Origin of the sequence: Nonomuraea sp. SBT364, assembly GCF_001083785.1 — a bacterium.
Classification (GTDB): domain Bacteria; phylum Actinomycetota; class Actinomycetes; order Streptosporangiales; family Streptosporangiaceae; genus Nonomuraea.
This window is the reverse complement of record NZ_LAVL01000084.1, coordinates 1-20,229: the sequence shown is the minus strand read 5'-3', so window position 1 is coordinate 20,229 and position 20,229 is coordinate 1. Positions and strand designations below refer to the sequence as shown.

The following is a 20,229-nucleotide window of genomic DNA, read 5'->3' as shown; positions in this document are numbered from 1 at the left end:
CGCTAGGCGGACCGCCGGGCCCACGCCGCCAGCACGGCGGCGCCGGCGGCCGCCAGGCACACGACCCGCGTCAGCCGCACCGCCCGCCGGATGTCCGCGACCTGCGGCTTCGGGCCGTCGCCCATCGTCGGCCGGTGCTCCGTCCGTCCCCCGTACACGTTGGCCCCGCCCAGCGTCACGTCCAGCGCGCCCGCGAACGCCGCCTCGCACCGCCCGGCGTTGGGACTGGGATGCCTCCCCCCGTCCCTCAGCAGGACGGCCAGCGTCCGCGACGGCGCCGGCCCGGCCAGTACGGTGATCAGCCCGGTGAGCCGGGCCGGAACATAGTTGGCCACGTCGTCGAGCCGGGCCGCCGCCCACCCGAACCGCCGGTAACGCGGCGAACGATGCCCGACCATGGCGTCCAGCGTGTTGATCGCCCGATAGGCGAGCAGCCCGGGAACCCCTGCCACCGCCCCCCAGAACAGCGGCGCCACGGCCGCGTCGGAGGCGTTCTCGGCCAGCGACTCCACCGTGGCCCTGGCCAGTTCCGGAGCCTCCAGCGCCGACGGGTCGCGCCCGCACAGGTGCGGCAGCCGGGCGCGGGCCGCCGACAGGTCGCCGCCCTCCAGCGCCGCCGCCATGTGGGCGCCCTCACGGGCCAGCGTGGTGCCTCCGAGCACGGCCCACGTCGCCGCCGCGGTCAGCGCGGTGCGCGCCAGCGGGTTCGGCACCTGCTCGGCCAGCATCCCGAGCGCCGCCGCGCTTCCCACACAGACGGCCACGTGCAGCACGCCGTTGGCCCTCGCGTCCCCGTACAGCCTGGATTCGAGCTTGGCGGCGGCGCCGCCGAACAGCGCGACGGGATGCCCCCGCCGCGGATCGCCGACGACCGCGTCGAGCACCACTCCCAGCGCGAGCCCCGCGGCACGATCACCCTGAATACGCATGAAGCACATCAGACCAGATGGGCGTGCAGCTCATCCTCGTGGGAGTCCAGCCAGGCCGACGCGCGGCGGATGCGCTCGCCTGCGCCGCCCGCCCACATCCGGGCCCAGTTGCCGCCGGCGGCGGCGCGGGTGCGCATGACGTCGTACGAGCGGTGGAAACGCAGCCTGGCCAGCTCCAGCAGCCGGCGTCGCTCCCGGGGCGGAACCCCGTACACGTCGCAGAACGCCCGCAACCGCTCCCCCACGGCGACGCCGCGCAGCAGCGGGTGCCGGTCGACGGGGTCGGCGATGGGCGCCCAGTGCCGCAGCGTGGTCACCACGTCGAACAACCGCGTGGTGGGCCGGGCCAGGTCGAAATCGATCATCGCTACGGGCGCCCGGTCACGAAAAATCACGTTATCCGGCGTTAAATCACAATGTCCGATGATCTGCGGTGGAGCGTCGTCGTTCGACCCGCCCTCCCAGCGGTACCCGCTCAGCGGGAACCCGGCGGTCGCGTCGTGGAAGCCCCGCAACAGCCCGGCCACCCCCGCCAGAGCCTCGTCACTGACGGCGACCAGGCTCACCCCCGTGGTGCCCGGCAGGTAACTGAGCACCTCACGCCCGAGCCCGTCGATCCCCAGCACCCTCGGCGCCCCCTCGAACCCGGCCGCCTCCAGGTGCCTGAGCAGGGCATGCACGGCGGGTGTGGCCGGACTCGCGGGCCTGCGCACGGTGTCACCGACACGCACCACCCCGTCGGTCACATCCCCGCCCTGCAGGGGTACTTCATGCAGGAGCGTCGCGAACATGCCAAGAGATATTAGACCGTTTCGGCCCCACCGATGGAGAAATTACGATGCACGCCGCCTACATCACCGCCCCCGGCCCAGCGGAGGCCATCACCTGGGGCGAACTGCCCACCCCCTGCTACGGCCCCACGGACGTGCTGGTCCGGGTGCGCGCGGTGGCGGCCAACCCGGTGGACACGTTCGTGCGCTCCGGCGCCTACCCCGTCCCGATGCCCCTCCCGTTCGTCATCGGCCGCGACCTCGTCGGCGAGGTCGTCAGCGTGGTCGGCGGCGAGGTCGGCGGCGAGGTCGCGGACACCGGCGCCACCGGCTTCGCCCCTGGCCGGCGCGTCTGGACCAACAGCCTCGGCCACGGCGGCAGGCAGGGCTCCTTCGCCGAGTACGCCACGGTCCCCGCCGACCGCCTCTACCCGGCGCCCGCCGACCTCGACCCGCTCGACCTGGTCGCCGCCGCGCACCCGGCGGCCACCGCCTGGCTCGCCCTCATCCGCCACGGCCACCTGCGCCCCGGCCACCGCGTGCACATCGGCGGCGCCACCGGCAACGTGGGCTCCGCCGCCGTCGCCCTCGCCGCCGCGGCCGGCGCCACCGTCGTCGCCACCGCCCACCCGCGCGACCACGACCACGTCCACGCCCTCGGCGCCGCCGACGTCCTCGACTACCGCACCGACCACCCGGACGCGCGCGACTTCGACCTGTACGTGGACACCTCCGGCCACGGCGACCCCGCCACCGCCCTCGACCGGCTCGCCCCCCGCGGCCGCCTGGTCGTCATGGCCGGCCTCCACCGGACTCCCGCCTTCCCCCTCGGCCACCTCTACACCAAGGACGCCACCATCGCCGGCTTCGCCATCAGCAACGCCACCGTCCCCGAACTCGCCGAAGCGGCCTCAGGTGTCGTCCATCTGCTGCGCACCACCGCCTGGCGACCGCACATCGCGGCACGTCTCCCCCTGTCACGGGCGGCGGAGGCGCACCGGATGCTGGAAGCCGGTGAAGTGCGGGGACGGGTGGTGCTTGACGTGGCGGATGGCGGGGAGGGGACTGACACGGAGAAAACGTGTGCATGACAAGTCGCCGGATCATGCACAATAAGGCAGGAGCGCCCTTAGCTCAGCTGGATAGAGCACCGGACTTCTAATCCGACGGTCGCAGGTTCGAATCCTGCAGGGCGCGCATAGATCAAGGCTTTGACCTGCGGCTCCCCGCAGCCGCAGAATCCGATGGGCCATCCGGCCGGATCGGGGAGACCGAAGGGAGACCGCCAGTCTCAGGCGCCTCCCCCACACGGACCCGGCGCGGAACCAGAGCGACACTCGCCTCCGCCGCCTCCCGCGCCAACTCCGGCAACACACTCGTGTACGTATCCGACGTGATCGCCTGATTCGAGTGCCGCATCATCGACGACGTCGTCTTCATGTCGTTACCCGCCGCCAGATACAGCGTCGCCGCACCATGCCTGAGGTCATGCAACCGGATCGGCGGCAACCCAGCCGCAAACGCCAGCCGCTCGAAGTGCTCCGACACCCAATCGGGCTTGAGCTCGCTCCCGTCCTCCCGCGTGAAGATCCGGCCCGACTCCCGCCACGCCCCAGACCACGCCAGCTTCTCCTCACGCTGCCGCCGCCGATGCTCACGCAACACGGCCAGCGTCTCCGAATCGAGCGCCACCGGCGCGTCGCTGCCCTCCGTCTTCGGACGCCCCTCCTGCACCTTCCGATCCACGATCGTGAGCTGCTTCGCCACCGACAACATCGCGTCGTCGAAGTCCAGGTCCACCCAGCGGGCACCGCACGCCTCACCGCGGCGCAGGCCACGGAACGCCACCAGGTGGAACAGCGCGTACAGGCGGTCACCTGCAGCATGGTCGAGGAACGCGCCAAGCTGCACCGGAGTCCACACCATCACCGGCGACGGCCGCAAATCCGTCGCCGACCACACACTCACCGCCGACACCGACGGCGCCGAAGCGTCAGCGCGCACCGCCGCCAGCCGCGCCTCGAACGCCTCCTGGAACGCTTCCGTCCGGCCCTTCGTCCAGACCACGCCCTTCGGCCGCGGCGCCGACTCCAGGGCGACCAGCGCCGCGGCGTTGAAGCCAACCAGGTGCTCCCGCTGCGCGTCAGCGAGCACCGTCCGAATGGTGGCCTTGATCCGCTGCTTCGTCGCCGGGCCGGTCGGCCGACGACGGCGCGCCGCCTTCCGCACCTCCGGATCAGGCGACTCACGGTCAGCGGGCAGTGCAGCGTTCTTCTCATCGATCCGCGCAAACACCCGCTCAACCACCGGCGCGAACACCCGGTCCAGCCGCACCTCGTCGAGGACCTCACCGAAGTGCGCATCATGATGGCTGATGTAGCCGAGCAGCGTCGACTCCCGAATGTCCTTCAGGCGTTTACGCCGCGCCACCCACGACGTCCAGTACTCCCCGAACGTCATCGCCTGCAGCGGCTGCCCGGCCCGGTACTTGCGGTGCAGCTCCTCATACTCCGGCCACGGCGCGTCACCCCGATGCGCGACCCGGATCATCTCCAGGATCTCCATCCGCGCCTGGTGGCCTTCGGGGCCGGCGTCCGGGATGTCGAGCAGCCGACCCGCCGCCTGGTAGCGCTCGATCAGCTCCGCCTCGCTGTGGAACCCCCCGAGCCTCAGGAAGATACGCTTCCCGTCCGGCCCGGCCGGCACCTCGGATTTGCCGTGCCAGCTCCCGTGATTCGGATTCCAGGAGCCGTCCTTGCGGCGCAGCCTCGCGCATTTCGCGCCCAGCTCTTTCCCCTGGTCATTACGGCATTTACAGCGCTTGAAGCCGTTCCCGGTCATCCGAATCTCCCTAATTGTTACGGCCCGAGAAAGGGGTGCCCTCGCCACCCAGGAACGGCTCCTACGGAAAATGGGTTCCGCTAGTTCCGCCAGCTCGCAGGGGGCGTGTCCCGCCGACCTTCTGAATCCATTATCCGCCGCGCCACCGCCTCGTACGGATCGTTCCACCGCTCGGCCTGCGCGAGCCGCTCCTGGAACTGGCCGACCTTGACCCCCGTCCGGATGCCCAGTGCGAGCGCGAGCTGCACCGGCTTCGAGATGTTGTCCAGCCACCTGACCAGCGTCAGGACCGCTCCTGAGAGCGCGGCTAGTCCGAACGCCCGGCTGAAGAACCACGGGTAGTCGCCGACCAGGTCGATGGTCAGCGTGCCGACGGTGATTCCTATCGCGGTGGACCAGCCCGCCCACTCCAGAACCCTCAACAGGATTCGCCCCTTTTGTCCCATCCGCAGTCCCCTCCGGCTAGGTTGACGTCTTTGTCCCCCACGTCACGGTCCTGCCACAGTAGGCCCGAAAAAGGCGGCTGACCAGATGCCAATTCCAAGGGTTAGCGGGACGTGACTTTCCGGATAGAAGAACCTTCTACCTGCTGTTTTCTCCCAGCAAATCCAGAGTGGTACGAATCTGGACAATCTGCCCACCCACATGGTGCACAACGCCACCAATAAGGGACTTCTCCAGAGAGGTTTTCTGCTCCGGCGTCAGATCCGAAGCCCGAATCTCATCCAGCCCTTCCAGAATCATCTGGAGCACCCGCTCGGGCGCGGACTCCGGATCGACGGTCGCCGACAACTCCGGCTCCGCCGCCGCCCGCCGACGCAGATGCGCCGCCAGCAGCCCCGCAGCCTTAGCCGCATAGGGGCGATCCTTCTCGCGGCCGATCTCGGCGAGCTCATCTGGCGCGATCCCGACAACCTGCGCCATGATCGCGAGCTTGTCAGGAGGGCCGTCATACCGGCCCGCTTCGATACTTCGCCACCCCGCCTCGGACATCGACACGCCGGCGGCGGTAGCCGCCTCGGCAGCGTCGCGCACAGACAGGGGCGGCAGACGATCCTTACGGCGCTCCTTGATGAGAGCAGCCTCGGGCGGCACGACTGGGGCGGAAGCCACGGCTTGCAACCTCTCCAGAGTCCGGGATGCGTAATTCTACGCACCTACGCGCACCTTACCTGATGTACGCGCACCTCAACAACGAGTCGGACGCCAGAGTCACCAGCGAGTAAGGCTCAGTCAGTCAAGTAAAAGATGCGCGCACAAGCGCGTAGGTACGCGCAGAAGCGTTGACATGCGCGTAGGTGCGCGTACATGATGAGCGCATGACAACCACCACCGCGCCGCCCACCGGCTGCATCTGCGGCGGATGCTCCTGCGGAGGGGACCAGCTCTTCTACGACATCCCCGACGTCATGCGCATCCTCGGCATCAGCAAGAAGTCCGTCGAGAAGCTCATCAACAGCGGAGACCTCGACTCCACGCTCGTCCTCACCCGCCGCAAGGTCTACCGGGCCAGCGTCAGCGACTACCTGACCGTCCGCGCCGACCTCGCCACCGCCGCACAGGGCTGACGGGAGGACAGCAGATGGCCAGCACCGAGAAGCCCCGGCCTCAGATGACCGAGGACGAACTCCGCGCACTCCCCGTCGCCGTCCCCCTCGTGGACGCCGGACGAGCCCTCTGCATGGGCCGCACCAAAGCCCAAGAACTCGCCCGCACCGGCAAGTTTCCTTGCCTCGTCCTGCGCTGCGGACCCGCCTACGTCGTCCCCAAGCCGGCGCTTCTGGAGGTGCTCGGCTACCCGATCCCCGAAATCCCGCTCAACCCCGCCACGCCCTAACCCGGGCGCCGGCGCGGGACCCGAAACCGCTGCAACGGCCGGGCCCCGCTCGATCACAACCTCACTCTCGAAAGGCCGGATCGTGACCACGATTCTCGCACCCGCCACGGCGGACACCAGCCCCACCGACCAGCTCATCGAAACCTGGGCCTGGTACACCGCCGAGCACCAGCTCGACACCGGCGGCCAGCACCTGCGCGCCGCCCTCGTCGCCGTCCTGCTCACCCGCCTGTTCGACCTCCCCGCCGACCAGGCCGCCGACCTCGCCTGGAACGGCGGCGACGAGCGCGTCCACGTCGCCTCCGACGCCTGCGAGGAAATGCTCGACCGCATCCGCCGCGCCCAGCTCACCGCCCAGTACAAGGCGTGGACGCCCGCCAAGGGCGACACCGTCACCTGGAACGGCGTCCCCGGCACCTGGATCGTGGGCGGCTACGAGGACGACGACAGCGTGTGGATCCACCGCCCCGACGCCCGCATGGTCCCGACCGTCGGCCGCACCGACGGCATGGTCGACCTGGCCTCGTACCGGCGCGAGCCCGAGCACGAGGAGTGCGTCGCCGTCGCCGACCTCCGCCCCGTCGCCACGACGGAGGTGACGGTCTGATGACCACCACCACCGACCGCATCGCCCTCAACGCCACAGCCTCCGACGTGCTGAGCAAGGTCGAAAAGTACGTGCGCGGCCCCTACAACGCCTCCCTCACCGAGGCGCTGCACCTGGCCACCCGCAACCCCGACACCGCCCGCAAGGCCGTGCAGAAGCTCGCCGACACCCTCCGACTCCACCCGCGCGACCTGCCCCTGTGGGACGTCACCCGCAGCCGCTCCGACGTCGCCGCCGTGCTCCGCCTCGCCGCCCGGAGGACCCGATGACCGAGAAGACCTACATCATCCGAGCCACGCTCGACTACGAGTACAAGGTCCAGGCCGAAAGCCCCGACGACGCCGCGCAACTGATGCAGGACGGCGAGAGCAACATCGGGCCCGGCCAGTGCGTCGGCTTCACCATCGAAGCCGTCGTCTCCGCCGAGAGGAACGGCCCGTACTGGCACGACGAGGACGACGAGCGCGCCAAGTGCGAGGACTGCAAGCACCTGCTCTACGACGGGCACACCGGCCGCCGCTACTACGACCGCGAGAAGCGGACGAACAAGTGGCCGAACGCCTGCGACGAGTACGGATGCGGCTGCCTCAGCGGTGTCGAGCCGGTCGCCGAGCAGCCTGCGGCGGTGACCCGATGAGCACGACCACCGTCACCGCCTTCAAGACCATCCCCGTCACCGGCGCTGGCCTCAAGGACGGGCCGCGCGGCCACCTCATCGCCATCAACGGCATGGCCGCCGCCATCACCGACATCACCAAGAAGCCCAACGGCGAACACGTCATCGACTGGGAGCAGATCGACAACCCCATCGACGAGCCGCCCGTCGTCGGCATCATCCACCTCCCCGACGGCGCCACCGTCGACTGCATCCGCCGCTCCGACTGGCTCGACGCACAGGACGGCGAGGCCCGGTGAGCACCGCCGACATCCTGCGCAACGCCGCCAACCTCATCGACAGCGGCCAGACCGACAGCCCCGTCGACGCCATCCTTCAGGCCGCCCCACCCGGCGAAGCCGTCACCGCACTCCGCCACCTCGCCGCACACCTCAACTACGGCGCCGACCGCAACCCGCGCAACGTGCTCACCCGCTGGGCCAGCATGCGCAGCCGCGACGTCATCGTCCGCGAAATCCGCGCCGCCGCCCACCCCGACGACCCCGGCCACATGGTCGTCATCTGGCAGGACGGGCGCGGCCGGGGCGGCAGCCACGCCGACCGGCTGCTGGTGGGGATGGAGCTGACGCTCATCTCCGGCGGATGCACCGGCGGTGGCCGATGACCGCACTGTCCCGGCTGAGCAGTCGCCCCGCCAGCGATCAACTGATCGAGCACCTCGCAGAAGCCGTACAGGAGCGGCTTGCCCACGAACACCCGCAGCCCGGAGGCGGCGAGGACTTCTTCTGCCTGAACCACACCTCGTACATGGGCGAGCGGATGGGTGCCGTCCTGGTCCGAGTCAGGGAGCGGGACGCCCAGATCGCCAGCGCCCTCGCGGTGCTCAACGACATGGAGAAGTTGAGCTGGGTCACCCCGGTCGCCGCCGCGAAGCTGCGCGCCGCGCTCACTGACAACGCGCCCGCCCGTCCGAGCGTGCGCGGCGGCCACGACATCGGCCACGCCGCCGACCACGACTACCGCGAGGAGCAGGCCGACCGTGACTAACCCCAAGCACGCCCGCGACACCGACAACGGGCGCTACTACCAAGACCCCGCCGGCGGCCTCCTCGTCTCGGTCACCAACGTCCTCAACACCCTCAACAAGCCCGCCCTCGCACCCGCCGCGGCCAAGGTCACCGCCGAGTACTTCGCCGAGAACCTGCCCACTGCCGTCCGGGCCAGCCGCAACCCGGCCGCCATGGAGGACTTCATCAAGGCGGCCAAGGCCGAGCACAAGAACGTGTGGGAAACCCGCCGCGACCTCGGCTCCCGCGTCCACGCCCTCGCCGAAGCCCACGTCCTCGGCACACCCGCCGAGCACGACGAGGAAGCACAGCCGTTCGTCGACCAGTACGAACTGTTCCTGAAGGAATTCGGCGTCGACATCGCCACCGACATCGACGCCGTCGAAGTCACCGTCCTCCACCGCAGCTACCGCTACGGCGGCACCGCCGACCTGTGGATCCGACTCAAGAACTTGCCCGGCGGCCAGCCGGACGGGCTCTGGCTCGTCGACATCAAGACGTCGCTCACCAAGTCGGCGAGCACGGTCTACCGCGACCACGCACTCCAGCTCGCTGCCCTCCGATTCGCAGAGGTCGCACTGGCGCCCGACGACAGCGAGCACCCGGTCCCCGAGTTCGCCGGCGCGGCCATCTTGAACCTGCGCACCAGCAGCTACGGCTTCGTCCCGATGCCCGCCCTGCCTGAACTCCACTCGGCGTTCGTGGGCCTGCTCACCGCCTCCTACGTGCTGCACGACCTCGACATGAAGCCGTACAAGCCGCTCAACACGCCTGCCCGCAAGCCCCGCACAAGGAAGGCCGCTGCCTGATGGGATCTCGCATCATCACCCTCCAGCGCCAGGCGCGCGAACTCGGGCGGCTCCGCACGGGCTACAGCGTCCCCAACGACGACCCCAGCAAGCGGCCCCGCGCGGTCCGGTCGCAAACGTGGATCATCAGCTCTCACGCCGAGCACTACGTCGAGGCCGCCGCCGACGTGTGGGGCGGCACCGTCGAGAAGTGGCAGCCGCAGGGCAACGGCGCCCCTCAGTGGCGGGTCATCACCAAGGCCGCCAGCCTCGACGCGATCCTGCCGCCCGGCGACCCGCTCTCGCAGTCGTACGAGCTGTGGAGCGCGGGCGGGGCGCAGCGCCGCTGCGACGGCATGTCGGAAACCCTCTCCGACCAGCCGTGCCTGTGCCGCGCCCAGTGGGGCGAGAACTTCCACGAGACCGCCCCCCGCGACCGCGCGTGCAAGATGACGACCCGGCTCAACGTCATCCTCCCGGAGATGCCCGACATCGGCGCGTGGCGGGTCGAGACGCACTCCTACCACGCCGCCAACGAGATCGCCGCTGCCGTCGACGTGCTCAAGGGCTCCATCGGCACGGAGGCGCTGATCCCCGTGCGGCTGCGCATCGAGCAGCGCACGAGGGTGGCGCAGGGCAAGACGAAGCAGTTTCCCGTCGTCGCCGTCGAGCTGCGCGGGAGCACGGCCGGGCAGGTGCTCGCCGGGGCGGCGCAGCCGGTGCCGGTCGGCGGCGGCCAGACTTCGGCGGCGGTCGAGCAGGGCAATAAGCCCGCGCTCGAAGCCCCGGCGCCCGCCACTCCCCCGGTGCCCACGCCGGAGGAGTTCTTGGCCCGCGCTCGCGCGGTCACCACGTTCGCCGCCTTCAAGACCATCTGGAACGAGGCGGCGGCGGCCGGTATCTCGCCGACGCAAGCGCAGACGGACGAGATGACCGCGATCGGCAAGCGCCTCAAGGCCGCCGAGCAGCCGCCCGCCGCCCTGGCCGGCGACCCAGACCTGATCTGGCAGCAGATCGTAGCCGCCTGGCCCGGCACCACGTCTGAGCTGCACAAGCGGTTCCTTGAGGCGTCCGGCGGCGTCGCCTCCGAGAACGCTGGCGTGGAGGACCTCACCAACTTCCTCGCCCAGGTCAAGGCCGGGGCGGTGGCCTGATGGCGTGGCACCTCGGCCGGCTCGCCCCCTTCGACACCGAGACCACCGGCACCGACCCCCACCAGGCCCGCATCGTCGAGGCGTACCTCGGACAGTTCGGCGGCGGCCACGACCCAATCGACCTTCCGCCTCTCCTCATCAACCCCGGCGTCGAGATCCCGGCGGAGGCCACCAAGATTCACGGCCACACCACCGAGCACGTCCGCGAGCACGGCATGCCCGCCGCGGAGGCGATCCCGCGCATCGCCACCGCCATCGCGAACGTGTGGGCCAACAGCATCCCGATCGTCGGCCACAACGTCCGCTACGACCTCACCGTCCTCAACGCCGAGCTGATCCGGCACGGCGAGCCGCCGCTCCTCGAATGGTGCGGCGGCGCCTACGGCCCGGTCATCGACACGCTCGTCATCTCCAAGCACGTCGACCGGTGGCGACGCAAGGTCAGCGAGCAGCAGGGCGCACACGCCCTCAAGACGTGCGCCCAGGTGTTCGGCATCCCTTGGAACGACGCGGACGCGCACGGCGCCCGCTACGACGCCCTCATCAGCGCGCGCATCGCCTGGCGCATCGGTTGCATCGCCGCCATGCCGCGCGACCAGCGGCCCCGGATTCAGGCCGGGCGCGGCGACGACCGGCACCTGTTCGACGCCCTCGCCGTCGATCTGCCCACCCTCTTCGCCAGTCAGCAGAAGTGGGCCGCCGAGCAGGCCGCCTCCTACCAGGAGTGGCTCCGCTCGCCCAAGGCCGGCGAGAAGCGCGACACAGCCGCCGTCATCTCTGGGGCGTGGCCCGTCGAGCCCGCCCCCGCCAACCAGCATGAGGAGGCCCTGGCATGACCGTCTTCGAGCCCATCCACCACGAGCCGCCGCCGCTCCCCCTCCCCATCGAAGGCGAGCATCCCGTCGCGCACCTGCGCCGCTGCGTGGAACGAGCCATCGCCCGCGCCGACCAGCTCGCCGCTGCGGGCGGCCACGAGCGGGAGGAAGCGGACCGGCACATGGCGCAGGCCCGCCGCTACGACGACGCCGCCGTGGCCGCGCGCCGCCGGGTCGAGACCTGGACGCGGCTCATCGAGGTCGCCGAGGCGGAGCAGGCGAACCGGCCCGCTGGGGCGGCCCCGTACCCGGCCGCCGCGATCGGGCCGGCGCCGACGTCATGACGTGGCTGTGGGCGGTGGCCACCGTGCTGGCGCTGGCTGTCCAGCATGTGTGGCTCCGCCCACGCCTCGCCCGCCGTCTCTACCGCGCCCTGATCCTGCCGCTCCGCCAGCGCGCACACAGCCTGCGCCGCTCTCTGGACGCCCTCGACCGGGCGACCTCTTTCCGGCCCTACAGGGGCCACCACACGCCGTCACGAAGGACACAGCCGTGAACGACACCACCGCCCTCGCACCCGACCGGCTCGCCGAGATCCGGGCCAGCGTGGAACGCGCCCACACCGAGATCGGCCAGGTGTGCGCTGAAGGCCCACACCACCGCTTCAGGATGAGCGTCCCGGCACAGCCCGGCCGGGACACCGACCTCATCATCTCCGATGCCCTCAAGGGCGCTGGCGAGCTGCTGGCCGAGGTTGAGAAGCTTCACGCCCAGCGCGACCGCCTGCTCGCCCTCCACGAGTACGACGAACTCATCTTCGGCGGCTTCATCTGCGTGCACTGCACCCCCAACGACGCAGACGACCCCGACGACAACATCGCCTGGCCCTGCCCATCACTCCGCGCCATCGGCGTCGACAACGACGAGGGCAACGCCATCATCCTCGCCCGCCGCGCCGCCATCGCCCGCAAGGCCGCCCAGGAAGCGGGCGCACGATGACCACCACCGACTTCGACCTCACGACACCCGCCGTCCTCGACCGCGCCGCCAACGTCATCAACGCCTACGGCCACACCAAGGAGGAATACCGCAGCGCCGACGGATACTGCTCCGCCGGAGCCATCGCCGCCGCCTCCGGCCTCTGCCCCTCCGACTGGCTCAACAACGCCACCGCCGACCACCACCGGCCCGAACAGCGGACCGGAGCCCTCACCGCCCTCCGCACCCTCGTCGGCCACCTCTACCCGTCATCCCGCCCCGAACAGATGAGCCGACGCGAACTCGTCGAGCAGATCGCGGGCTGGAACGACCACCCCGACCGCACCTCCGACCAGGTCATCACCGCCCTCCGCGCCGCAGCCCGGCAGGCGCAGCCGTGAGCCCCCTCGCCTGGTGCGGCATCGCCATCGCCGCCGCCTCGACAGCCGCCGCCGTCGGCCTGTTCGCGCCCATCGTCCGCGCCGAGCTCCGCCGCCGGAGCGAACAGCGGCTCGCCGCCGCCCACGCCCGCGTCGCCGAACTGGAGAAGGCAGGGCGGCAGGCGCTCGAGCAGCGCGACTTCAACCGGCTCCTCGCCGAGCACCGCGAACTCCACGACCTCTACCGCCCGGACGGCCCGTGATGCACGACCTCGGACCGCCCACCGACCAGGCCAGCGGCCACACGCCCGGCCAGCCGCCCGTCTGGCTCGTCGCCCTCCTGGCCGGCGTCGCCCTCGCGCTCATCGTGGCGGCGATCGCGCTCACCGTCGACACCCTCAACCGCCCGCCCCAGCCCGCACCCACCGTCCAGGAGGCGTAATGGACACCGCCACCACCACGACGACCGCCGAAGAACTCAAGACCGCTGCCACCCGCGTGCGCGAAGCAGCGCGCGGCACCGCCGCCGGACCGTGGAAAGCCTCCCCCGTCTGGTCCCCCGACGCCGCCGTCACCAGCGCCGTCTACTCCCACGCCCACCCGGCCGGCACACCCGAGTCGGAGGTAGTCGCCTCCGGCCAGAAGCGGTACCGCAAGGGCGGCCTGCGCAACCCGTGCAACGCGGTGTGGATCGCGCTGGCCAACCCCGACCTGGCCGAGCCGCTCGCCTCCTGGCTGGAGGAGACCGCGCGCCAGTACGACGCCCCGCCCTGCGACGACCCGACCGGCGTGTGCAACCACTGCGAGCGCCGCGACGACTTCGTGAACGCCCTCCACGTCGCCCGCGCCATCAACGGCGGCGCCCGATGACCGCCCCCACCACCGCCGCCCCCACCACGGGGGCGGCACCCGGGCCCCGCGTCATCGGCCTCGACATCAGCCTCACCGCCACCGGCATCGCCAGCTCAACCGGCTGGTGCCACACCATCGGCCTCAACGGCGTCACCAACCTGCCCCTCGCACGCCGCGACGCCGCACTCAAAACCCTCGCCGACGACATCACCAACCACATCGGCGCCACCGCGCGGCTAGTCGTCGTCGAAATGCCCGCCTACAGCCGCTCCGGCGGCGGCGCACACGAACGCTCCGGCCTGTGGTGGCGGGTCGTCCACCGCCTCCACCTCCTCGGCATCCCCGTCGTCGAAGTCAACCCCGCCCACCGCGGCATCTACGCCACCGGCAAGAGCCAGCCCAAGAAGACCGAAGTCGTCGACGCCGTCGCCCGCCGCTGGCCCGCCTGGGAAACCGGCGGCGACGACAACGCCGCCGACGCCGTCGTCCTCATGGCCATGGGCTGCGACGCCATCGGCCACCCCTTCGCCCCGGTCCCGGCCAAGCACCGCAGCGCCCTCGACAAGATCACATGGCCCGGGGTGGTGACGCCGTGATCCTCAACCTCTTCGCCGGCCCCGGCGGCCTCGACATGGGCGCCCACATCCTCAACCTCGCCCAGCCCATCCACGGCTACGACATCGACCCCGACGCCTGCGACACCGCCCAAGTCGCCGGCTTCAACCGAACCCGCGGCAGCGTCCTCGACCTCGACCCCGACACCATGCACCCGATCACCGGCGCCATCATCACCCCACCCTGCCCCCCATTCAGCCGCAGCGGACTCGGCAAAGGACTCACCGACTTCCCCGCCATCCGCGAAGCCCTCACCCTGCTCGGCGACAACTTCGCCGGCATGCAGCCCGACGACGCATACGCCGCGGCGCTCGCCGAGATGAACGACCCACGCTCATCCCTCCTGGTCGAAACGCTCCGGTTCGCATTCCGCCTGCCCAACCTGCGATGGCTGGTCGCCGAGCAGGTTCCCGCCGCCGCTCCGATCTGGCAGGAGATCAGCGCCGAACTCGCCATGACCGCCAACTGGACGCACCTCGCCGTCCTCACCGTCGCCGCACACGAACTCGGCGTAGCCAGCACCCGCACCCGCACCTTCCTCATCGCCACCCGCGACACCGTCCCCGAACTGGACGGCCTGCCCATGCGCGACCTGTGGACCACCGGCCGCTTCGCCGCCCCCATGCACGAGCTACCGCCCATCGCCGACCAGTTCCCGCACATCACCATGGCGGCCGCCCTCGGCTGGCCAGCAGGCGAGCGGATCAACACCCGCGGGAATCGCCGCACCAGCGGCGGCAACGAGTTCTCGGCTGACGGCCCGTCTTGGTGCCTCACCAGCAAGGCCCGGTCGTGGAAGCGCGTCTCCGACGGCGCTCCGCTCACTGCATCCCAGGCGGGGCTCCTGACCGGGTTCCCGGCCGACTACCCGTGGCGCGGCTCCCGGTCCAAGCAATTCCTCCAGGCGGCCGACGTGGTCGCGCCGCCGGTCGCCGCCGCGGTGCTCGGCGCCACGCTCGGCATCGACTGGCCGCCCCTGGTGCGCGACTACCTGGCCGCCATCTACCCGGCGGAGGCGCTGGCCGCCCGGCCGCGGCTCTACCAGCCGGCGCTGTTCGAGGGGGTCGCATGACCTCGTGGGAGAAGCGCGCCGCCTGCCGCGACATGCCGACCGAGACGTTCTTCCTCATCGCCTACAGCACCCGCCTCCCCGAAGTGAAAGCCGCCAAGAACATCTGCCGCGAATGCCCCGTCCTCCGCGACTGCCTCGACTGGGCGCTACGCGCCGGCGAACCCGACGGCATCTGGGGCGGCCTCACCCCCAGCGAACGCCGCCGCGCCCGCACCACCAACCCGCACGCCGACGACGGAAGGACCGCAGCCGCATGAACACCGCCCCGGCCTGGCTCGACTGGATCCGCCCCTGGTACCCCGGCGGCGAAGACGCCACCGCCGGCCAGTTCAACGAACCCCCCGTCTTCATCGGCCACATCTATCCCGACTGCGACGACCTCCTCGCCGTCGAGTCGACCCCTCGCGAGGGCGCCGGCTGGCTCGACCCGAACAAGCCCGGCACCTGCCTGACCTGCCTAAACCGCCACAACAACAGCGACGACGACGAGGGAGACACCCAGTGAAGTTCACCATCGACCCCAAGCTGCTCGCCGACCTCGTCGGCTGGACTGCCCGCGCCGTCCCCCTCCGCCCCACCGTCCCCATCCTGTCCGGGCTGCTGCTCGACGCCGACGGCGACCAGCTCACCGTGTCCGCGTTCGACTACGACGTCTCCGCCAGCGGCCACGCCCCCGCCGACGTCGCCGAACCCGGCCGCATCGTCCTCCCCGGCCGCCTCCTCTCCGAAGTCGCCAAAAACCTGCCCACCAAATCCTTCGTCGAGATCACCGCCGGGGACCGCGACGCCACACTCACCTGCGGACGCGCCGAATACTCGCTCCCCACCATGCCGCTCGACGACTACCCCAACCTCCCCACGCCGCCCCAACCCGCCGGAACCATCGACGCCGACACCCTCACCGCCGCCGTCAACCAAGTCCACCCCGCCACCACCAACGACACCACCCGGCCCATGCTGACCGGCATCAGGATCGACACCGACGGCGAGCAGTTCACCCTCGCCGCCACCGACCGCTACCGCATCGCCGTCACCGACACCACCTGGCAGCCCCACGCGGCCCCGCTCGCCGCCCTCATCCCCGGCAGTCACCTGGCCGACATCGCCAAGGGTCTCGGCCACGGCGCCATCAGCATCGGCATCGACAACGGCATGGCCGCCATCGCCACCCCCGACCGCACCACCACCATCCGCCTCATCGACGAACAGTTCATCGACTACCGCTCCCGCACCACGGTCGACCAGCCCATCACCGCCACGGTGGACGCGGCCACCCTCGCCGCCGCGGTGAAGCGGGTCGCGCTGGTCGCAGACCGGAAGACCACCGCCGTCCGACTCAACTTCACGGCCAGCGAGGTCGTCATCCGGGCCAGCGACGCCGACGGCGGCCGCGGAAGCGAAGCCGTCGACTGCAAGCTCGCCGGCGCCGACAGCATCGAGATCGGCTTCCAGGCCCAGTTTCTGACCGACGCCCTGAACGCCATCCCCGGCACCGCCCGAATCGGGATGGAGGCCAGCACCCGGCCGGCACTCTTCTCCTCCGAGGACGGCCGCTTCACCTGCCTCGTGATGGCGCTGAGGCTCACGTGATCAGCCCCGTCTACACGCTGCGAGGGCAGGCCGTCACCGTCGTCTGCCGGTTCGTCCTGCCCTCCAAGCGCAACCCGCTCCCACCCGCGCCGCCCTGGCTCCACTGGCACCGTCAGCCGCCCGGCGCCCCGCGCAACGCCGCCATCCGCCACCCCGACGGCACCATCACCGTCCGGCCGTTCCGAGGACTCCGGAGGATCGCGTGACCCAGCCGACCCTCGACGAACTCGCCCAACCCTGCACCCGGTGCGGCCACCAAGGTGCCGTCCACACCCGCAACGACGACCGCCCCCGCTGGGGCTGGCCCATCTACGACCCCACCTGGGTCAACGCCAGCGGGGCATGCTCCACCACCGGCTGCACCTGCACCGCCCGCACCAACGACCCCGCCGCCACCCCCGCGCCAGCACGCGCCTTCACACCGCCCCGCCCCTGGCAGCCACAACCATGCCAGTGCGGCGCCACACCCGCCCGCTTCTACATCACCGGCTGGGCATGCGCCCAGCACTCGCCCGCCGCCCTCACCCGCTCCCAGGAAGCCCCAGCAGGCGCCTGCGCGCCGCTCCGCCACTACTGCCTCCCAGACACCCGATGCGGCACCTGGGCATGGCAGCAGCAACCCTGGCGCGTCCTCGCCACCGGCGGACGCGACCGCACCGACAAACCCCGCATCTGGGCCGCCTTCAACAGCATCCACGCCGTACACCCCGTACTCACCGTCGTCCACGGCGCCGCCTACCCCAAACCCGTCAACGGCATCCGCCCCGACCGATCCGCCGACTGGCTCATCCACCTGTGGTGCCAGCACAACGGCGTCAAAGAGGAAACCCACCCCGCCGACTGGAACACCCACGGCCGCGCCGCCGGCCCCATCCGCAACGCCGAGATGGTGAAACTCGGCGCCGACGAATGCGCCGCCTTCCCCGGCGCAGGCAACGGCACCCGCGACTGCATGCGCCGCGCAGCCGCCGCCGGAATACCCGTCCGCCCCACCTGGCCCCACCAGCCCGCGGAGGCCAGCCATGCCTGACCGCGCCCTCACCCTCCAGCAGGTGCTCGACCGCGGCCTCACCTACCGCCGCCTCGACCACTGGGCCCGCCAAGGCTGGCTGTGTCCCGCGCACGCCGGCGGCACCGGCCACAACCGCGCCTGGCCGACGACCGAACTCGAGGTCGCCGACCTGATGCGGCGGCTCATCGACGCCGGACTCACCGCAGGCGTCGCCGCCCTCGCCGCCGGCGCCCACCACGCCGGCCGACCGATCATCAAGCTCGCCCCCGGCGTCGTCCTCGCCATCGACGCCGACCTCCTCAAGGAGTCCGTGTGAACACCTCTCCGCCCCCCACCCTGCGCATTCTCAGCCTCGGCGCCGGCGTCCAGTCCACGGCGCTCCTGCTCCTGGCGTGTGAAGACGTCATCCCACCCTTCCACGCCGCCATCTTCGCCGACACCGGATGGGAGCCCAAAGCGGTCTACGAGCACCTCGACCGACTGGCCGATTACGCCGCCCGGCACGGAATCCCCGTGCATCGGGTCAGCGGCGGAAACATCCGCAACGACGCCCTCGACCCGGCCCACCGGTTCGCATCTATGCCCCTGTTCGTCCGCAACCCTGACGGGTCTGACGGCATGGCCCGAAGGCAGTGCACCAGCGAGTACAAGCTGAAGCCGATCAAGCAGAAGACCAGGGAACTGCTCGGCTACGTCCACCCGACGCCGGTTCCCAAAGGGGTGTACGTGGAGACGGCGATCGGGATCAGCCTTGACGAGATCGGCCGCGCCCGTGATTCAGACGTCCGGTATATGCGCAACGTCTTCCCGCTGCTCGACCTGAAATGGACGCGGAGGGACTGCGAGCGCTACCTGCGCAAGCGCGGATGGAGCGCCGAGAAGTCGGCGTGCATCGGGTGCCCCTTCCACGGCAATCGGCAATGGCGACAGCTACGCGACGAGTCACCCGCCGAGTGGGCCGACGCGGTCGCGTTCGACGCTGCGATCCGCAACGGCAGCGCTCGGGCCAACCCCCAGGGCCAGGACCTGCGCGGATCCATGTACCTTCACAGGGCTCGCGTGCCGCTCGACGAGGCACCCATCGACAAGGTGAGCAGGAGCGAATGGCTGGAGGACAACCAGCCCAGCCTCGACGACTTTTACCACGGCGAGGACCTGGAACGCGCCGAGCAGGGCGACCCTGACGGATGTTCCCCGTGGACGTGCCGCTCAGGCGAGGCGGTCGCCTGATGAGCGCCGGAGACACCGATGCGATGGGTCAGTCGCTGCTCCACCTGCCGCAGGCCCGCCACCCTCATCATCACCGGGCGCCTGCCCGGACGGACCTGCTACAGCGCGCTCACCTGCGACACCTGCGCGCCACGACACCGCGCCCTCGCACAGAAGGCCGGGCCCGTGGTCGCGGAACCCCACAAGCAGCGCACGCAGGACGCCCTCTTCTAACCGCACGGCACCGCTGGCGGAGACCCGCCCAACCCCACACCTGACCTCCATCCGAGCACCACCGCACCAAGGGGAAACCGGGTTGAACGCCTCCGACACCACACCACACCAAGCAGACCTCCAGCAGGTCCACGCCTGGCTCAACACCCTCCACGGAGGCGCCCCCGGCCTGCTCAACATCAGCGCCACCAACGCATGGGCCGGCGCCCACTTCACCACCGACCCCGACGGCCTAGATGCCGCGGTGGCGTACGTCGGCAAACTCGACCGGCAGGGCAAGCAGGGCATCTACGCCCGCGCCACCACCCTTCGCACAGCCCCACCGCCCGGCAGCCGCGGCCCCGCCGACCTCTCCCTGTCTTTCCCCGGCTTCTGGGCCGACATCGACCTCAACGTGCCCGGCCACAAGCACGAAGTCTGCGCCGCCGACTGCGCCAAGGGCCACACCCACATCACGCTGCCGCTCCCGCCCGACGCCGACGCCGCCCGCAACATCCTCGCCGCAGCCGGCCTGCCCGAACCCACCATGTGGATCAACTCGGGCGGCGGCTGGTACCCGTGGCACCTCCTCGACACCCCCCACACCATCACCGCTGCCACCTACGACGACATCGTCACCCTCTCCACCCGCTGGCAACTCGTCATCGAAGCCGCCGCCCGCACCCTCGGCTGGCACTACGGGCGAGGCGTCGGCGACCTCGCCCGCGTCCTCCGCATCCCCGGCACCATCAACCGCAAGGCTGACCTCGAGCGGCCATGCCGGATCGCCGAAGCCTCCGGCACCACCTACACCCTCGACCAGCTCGCCACCCTCCTCTACTCCATCGACCTCCCCGACCCCGAACCCGCCGCCTACCGGGTGC

General features: G+C 70.9%; 34 protein-coding genes and 1 tRNA gene. 30 read left to right on the top strand and 5 right to left on the bottom strand.

Annotation, left to right across the window (positions count from 1 at the left end):
• Positions 1 to 2 precede the first annotated feature (2 nt).
• Positions 3 to 929 (bottom strand): cobalamin biosynthesis protein, encoded by a 927-nt coding sequence (locus tag ADY59_RS29680; RefSeq protein ID WP_049568836.1) that lies wholly within the window; start codon positions 927 to 929, stop codon positions 3 to 5.
• An 8-nt stretch (positions 930 to 937) separates the two neighbouring features.
• Positions 938 to 1,720 (bottom strand): phosphotransferase, encoded by a 783-nt coding sequence (locus ADY59_RS29675; RefSeq protein ID WP_049568771.1) that lies wholly within the window; start codon positions 1,718 to 1,720, stop codon positions 938 to 940.
• Between the two features lie 47 nt (positions 1,721 to 1,767).
• Here ADY59_RS29675 and ADY59_RS29670 point away from each other — a divergent pair, with 47 nt between their 5' ends.
• Together ADY59_RS29670 and ADY59_RS29665 are read left to right on the top strand one after the other, a co-directional pair.
• Positions 1,768 to 2,790, top strand: coding sequence for an alcohol dehydrogenase catalytic domain-containing protein (locus tag ADY59_RS29670; protein WP_049568769.1), 1,023 nt, complete (start codon positions 1,768 to 1,770; stop codon positions 2,788 to 2,790).
• 32 nt (positions 2,791 to 2,822) lie between these two features.
• A tRNA-Arg gene (locus ADY59_RS29665) sits at positions 2,823 to 2,896 on the top strand.
• A gap of 6 nt (positions 2,897 to 2,902) precedes the next feature.
• On the opposite strand, the gene ADY59_RS29660 is transcribed toward ADY59_RS29665, so the two are convergent.
• The 3 genes from ADY59_RS29660 to ADY59_RS29650 all read right to left on the bottom strand — a co-directional run bounded on the left by ADY59_RS29660 (position 2,903) and on the right by ADY59_RS29650 (position 5,653).
• Positions 2,903 to 4,540 (bottom strand): tyrosine-type recombinase/integrase, encoded by a 1,638-nt coding sequence (locus tag ADY59_RS29660; protein WP_082310507.1) that lies wholly within the window; start codon positions 4,538 to 4,540, stop codon positions 2,903 to 2,905.
• 80 nt (positions 4,541 to 4,620) lie between these two features.
• Positions 4,621 to 4,962 carry a hypothetical protein gene (locus tag ADY59_RS29655; RefSeq protein WP_156325816.1) on the bottom strand — a complete coding sequence of 114 codons (342 nt, stop codon included), beginning with the start codon at positions 4,960 to 4,962 and terminating at the stop codon, positions 4,621 to 4,623.
• Between the two features lie 160 nt (positions 4,963 to 5,122).
• Positions 5,123 to 5,653 (bottom strand): hypothetical protein, encoded by a 531-nt coding sequence (locus ADY59_RS29650; protein WP_156325815.1) that lies wholly within the window; start codon positions 5,651 to 5,653, stop codon positions 5,123 to 5,125.
• A gap of 206 nt (positions 5,654 to 5,859) precedes the next feature.
• On the opposite strand from ADY59_RS29650, the gene ADY59_RS29645 reads away from it, so the two are divergent.
• The 28 genes from ADY59_RS29645 to ADY59_RS29505 form a co-directional block, all read left to right on the top strand.
• Positions 5,860 to 6,108, top strand: a complete 249-nt coding sequence (locus ADY59_RS29645) for a helix-turn-helix domain-containing protein (RefSeq protein ID WP_049568757.1) — start codon at positions 5,860 to 5,862, stop codon at positions 6,106 to 6,108.
• A 14-nt stretch (positions 6,109 to 6,122) separates the two neighbouring features.
• Positions 6,123 to 6,377 (top strand): DNA-binding protein, encoded by a 255-nt coding sequence (locus tag ADY59_RS29640; RefSeq protein WP_231618961.1) that lies wholly within the window; start codon positions 6,123 to 6,125, stop codon positions 6,375 to 6,377.
• An 82-nt stretch (positions 6,378 to 6,459) separates the two neighbouring features.
• Positions 6,460 to 6,984 (top strand): hypothetical protein, encoded by a 525-nt coding sequence (locus ADY59_RS29635; RefSeq protein ID WP_049568754.1) that lies wholly within the window; start codon positions 6,460 to 6,462, stop codon positions 6,982 to 6,984.
• A complete protein-coding gene (locus tag ADY59_RS29630; RefSeq protein WP_049568751.1) occupies positions 6,984 to 7,253 on the top strand; it encodes a hypothetical protein in 270 nt (89 codons plus the stop codon). Before ADY59_RS29635 ends, ADY59_RS29630 begins: the two co-directional genes overlap by 1 nt.
• Positions 7,250 to 7,621, top strand: a complete 372-nt coding sequence (locus tag ADY59_RS29625; RefSeq protein WP_049568749.1) for a hypothetical protein — start codon at positions 7,250 to 7,252, stop codon at positions 7,619 to 7,621. The genes ADY59_RS29630 and ADY59_RS29625 overlap by 4 nt, the downstream gene beginning before the upstream one ends.
• A complete protein-coding gene (locus tag ADY59_RS29620) occupies positions 7,618 to 7,899 on the top strand; it encodes a hypothetical protein (protein WP_049568746.1) in 282 nt (93 codons plus the stop codon). The genes ADY59_RS29625 and ADY59_RS29620 overlap by 4 nt, the downstream gene beginning before the upstream one ends.
• Entirely contained in the window at positions 7,896 to 8,264 is a 369-nt protein-coding gene (locus ADY59_RS29615) for a hypothetical protein (RefSeq protein WP_049568743.1), read from the top strand. Before ADY59_RS29620 ends, ADY59_RS29615 begins: the two co-directional genes overlap by 4 nt.
• Positions 8,261 to 8,647 carry a hypothetical protein gene (locus ADY59_RS29610; RefSeq protein WP_156325814.1) on the top strand — a complete coding sequence of 129 codons (387 nt, stop codon included), beginning with the start codon at positions 8,261 to 8,263 and terminating at the stop codon, positions 8,645 to 8,647. Before ADY59_RS29615 ends, ADY59_RS29610 begins: the two co-directional genes overlap by 4 nt.
• Positions 8,640 to 9,476 (top strand): hypothetical protein, encoded by an 837-nt coding sequence (locus ADY59_RS29605; RefSeq protein WP_049568736.1) that lies wholly within the window; start codon positions 8,640 to 8,642, stop codon positions 9,474 to 9,476. The genes ADY59_RS29610 and ADY59_RS29605 overlap by 8 nt, the downstream gene beginning before the upstream one ends.
• On the top strand, positions 9,476 to 10,609 hold the full coding sequence (locus tag ADY59_RS47705) for a recombination directionality factor (RefSeq protein ID WP_053175273.1): 1,134 nt from the start codon (positions 9,476 to 9,478) through the stop codon (positions 10,607 to 10,609). Before ADY59_RS29605 ends, ADY59_RS47705 begins: the two co-directional genes overlap by 1 nt.
• Complete coding sequence (locus ADY59_RS29595; protein WP_049568733.1) at positions 10,609 to 11,445, top strand: exonuclease domain-containing protein; 837 nt, start codon at positions 10,609 to 10,611, stop codon at positions 11,443 to 11,445. Before ADY59_RS47705 ends, ADY59_RS29595 begins: the two co-directional genes overlap by 1 nt.
• Positions 11,442 to 11,768: a hypothetical protein gene (locus ADY59_RS29590; protein WP_049568730.1), complete on the top strand. Its 327-nt coding sequence runs from the start codon at positions 11,442 to 11,444 to the stop codon at positions 11,766 to 11,768. The genes ADY59_RS29595 and ADY59_RS29590 overlap by 4 nt, the downstream gene beginning before the upstream one ends.
• 208 nt (positions 11,769 to 11,976) lie before the next feature.
• Positions 11,977 to 12,423, top strand: a complete 447-nt coding sequence (locus ADY59_RS29580) for a hypothetical protein (RefSeq protein WP_049568723.1) — start codon at positions 11,977 to 11,979, stop codon at positions 12,421 to 12,423.
• Positions 12,420 to 12,803 (top strand): DUF6197 family protein, encoded by a 384-nt coding sequence (locus ADY59_RS29575; protein ID WP_049568720.1) that lies wholly within the window; start codon positions 12,420 to 12,422, stop codon positions 12,801 to 12,803. Before ADY59_RS29580 ends, ADY59_RS29575 begins: the two co-directional genes overlap by 4 nt.
• Complete coding sequence (locus tag ADY59_RS29570) at positions 12,800 to 13,045, top strand: hypothetical protein (protein WP_049568717.1); 246 nt, start codon at positions 12,800 to 12,802, stop codon at positions 13,043 to 13,045. The genes ADY59_RS29575 and ADY59_RS29570 overlap by 4 nt, the downstream gene beginning before the upstream one ends.
• Positions 13,045 to 13,224, top strand: coding sequence for a hypothetical protein (locus ADY59_RS29565; protein WP_049568714.1), 180 nt, complete (start codon positions 13,045 to 13,047; stop codon positions 13,222 to 13,224). The genes ADY59_RS29570 and ADY59_RS29565 overlap by 1 nt, the downstream gene beginning before the upstream one ends.
• A complete protein-coding gene (locus ADY59_RS29560) occupies positions 13,224 to 13,652 on the top strand; it encodes a hypothetical protein (protein ID WP_049568711.1) in 429 nt (142 codons plus the stop codon). Before ADY59_RS29565 ends, ADY59_RS29560 begins: the two co-directional genes overlap by 1 nt.
• Entirely contained in the window at positions 13,649 to 14,230 is a 582-nt protein-coding gene (locus tag ADY59_RS29555; protein ID WP_049568709.1) for a hypothetical protein, read from the top strand. The genes ADY59_RS29560 and ADY59_RS29555 overlap by 4 nt, the downstream gene beginning before the upstream one ends.
• Positions 14,227 to 15,321 carry a DNA cytosine methyltransferase gene (locus tag ADY59_RS29550; RefSeq protein WP_197093922.1) on the top strand — a complete coding sequence of 365 codons (1,095 nt, stop codon included), beginning with the start codon at positions 14,227 to 14,229 and terminating at the stop codon, positions 15,319 to 15,321. The genes ADY59_RS29555 and ADY59_RS29550 overlap by 4 nt, the downstream gene beginning before the upstream one ends.
• The gene (locus ADY59_RS29545) at positions 15,318 to 15,578 is read left to right on the top strand and encodes a WhiB family transcriptional regulator (RefSeq protein ID WP_049568704.1); all 261 of its coding nucleotides are present in this window, start codon (positions 15,318 to 15,320) and stop codon (positions 15,576 to 15,578) included. Before ADY59_RS29550 ends, ADY59_RS29545 begins: the two co-directional genes overlap by 4 nt.
• Positions 15,575 to 15,826 carry a hypothetical protein gene (locus ADY59_RS51700; protein ID WP_049568701.1) on the top strand — a complete coding sequence of 84 codons (252 nt, stop codon included), beginning with the start codon at positions 15,575 to 15,577 and terminating at the stop codon, positions 15,824 to 15,826. Before ADY59_RS29545 ends, ADY59_RS51700 begins: the two co-directional genes overlap by 4 nt.
• Positions 15,823 to 16,911 (top strand): DNA polymerase III subunit beta, encoded by a 1,089-nt coding sequence (dnaN, locus tag ADY59_RS29535; protein WP_063780819.1) that lies wholly within the window; start codon positions 15,823 to 15,825, stop codon positions 16,909 to 16,911. The genes ADY59_RS51700 and dnaN overlap by 4 nt, the downstream gene beginning before the upstream one ends.
• A complete protein-coding gene (locus ADY59_RS29530; RefSeq protein ID WP_049568698.1) occupies positions 16,908 to 17,117 on the top strand; it encodes a hypothetical protein in 210 nt (69 codons plus the stop codon). Before dnaN ends, ADY59_RS29530 begins: the two co-directional genes overlap by 4 nt.
• The gene (locus ADY59_RS48060) at positions 17,114 to 17,941 is read left to right on the top strand and encodes a DUF2493 domain-containing protein (RefSeq protein ID WP_053175270.1); all 828 of its coding nucleotides are present in this window, start codon (positions 17,114 to 17,116) and stop codon (positions 17,939 to 17,941) included. Before ADY59_RS29530 ends, ADY59_RS48060 begins: the two co-directional genes overlap by 4 nt.
• Positions 17,934 to 18,239 carry a MerR family transcriptional regulator gene (locus ADY59_RS29520; protein WP_049568695.1) on the top strand — a complete coding sequence of 102 codons (306 nt, stop codon included), beginning with the start codon at positions 17,934 to 17,936 and terminating at the stop codon, positions 18,237 to 18,239. Before ADY59_RS48060 ends, ADY59_RS29520 begins: the two co-directional genes overlap by 8 nt.
• Positions 18,236 to 19,153: a hypothetical protein gene (locus ADY59_RS29515; RefSeq protein WP_197093921.1), complete on the top strand. Its 918-nt coding sequence runs from the start codon at positions 18,236 to 18,238 to the stop codon at positions 19,151 to 19,153. The genes ADY59_RS29520 and ADY59_RS29515 overlap by 4 nt, the downstream gene beginning before the upstream one ends.
• An 18-nt stretch (positions 19,154 to 19,171) precedes the next feature.
• Entirely contained in the window at positions 19,172 to 19,366 is a 195-nt protein-coding gene (locus tag ADY59_RS29510; protein WP_049568694.1) for a hypothetical protein, read from the top strand.
• Positions 19,367 to 19,448: 82 nt separating this feature from the next.
• Positions 19,449 to 20,229 (top strand): hypothetical protein (locus ADY59_RS29505; protein ID WP_049568691.1); only part of this gene is annotated, 781 nt, incomplete at its 3' end.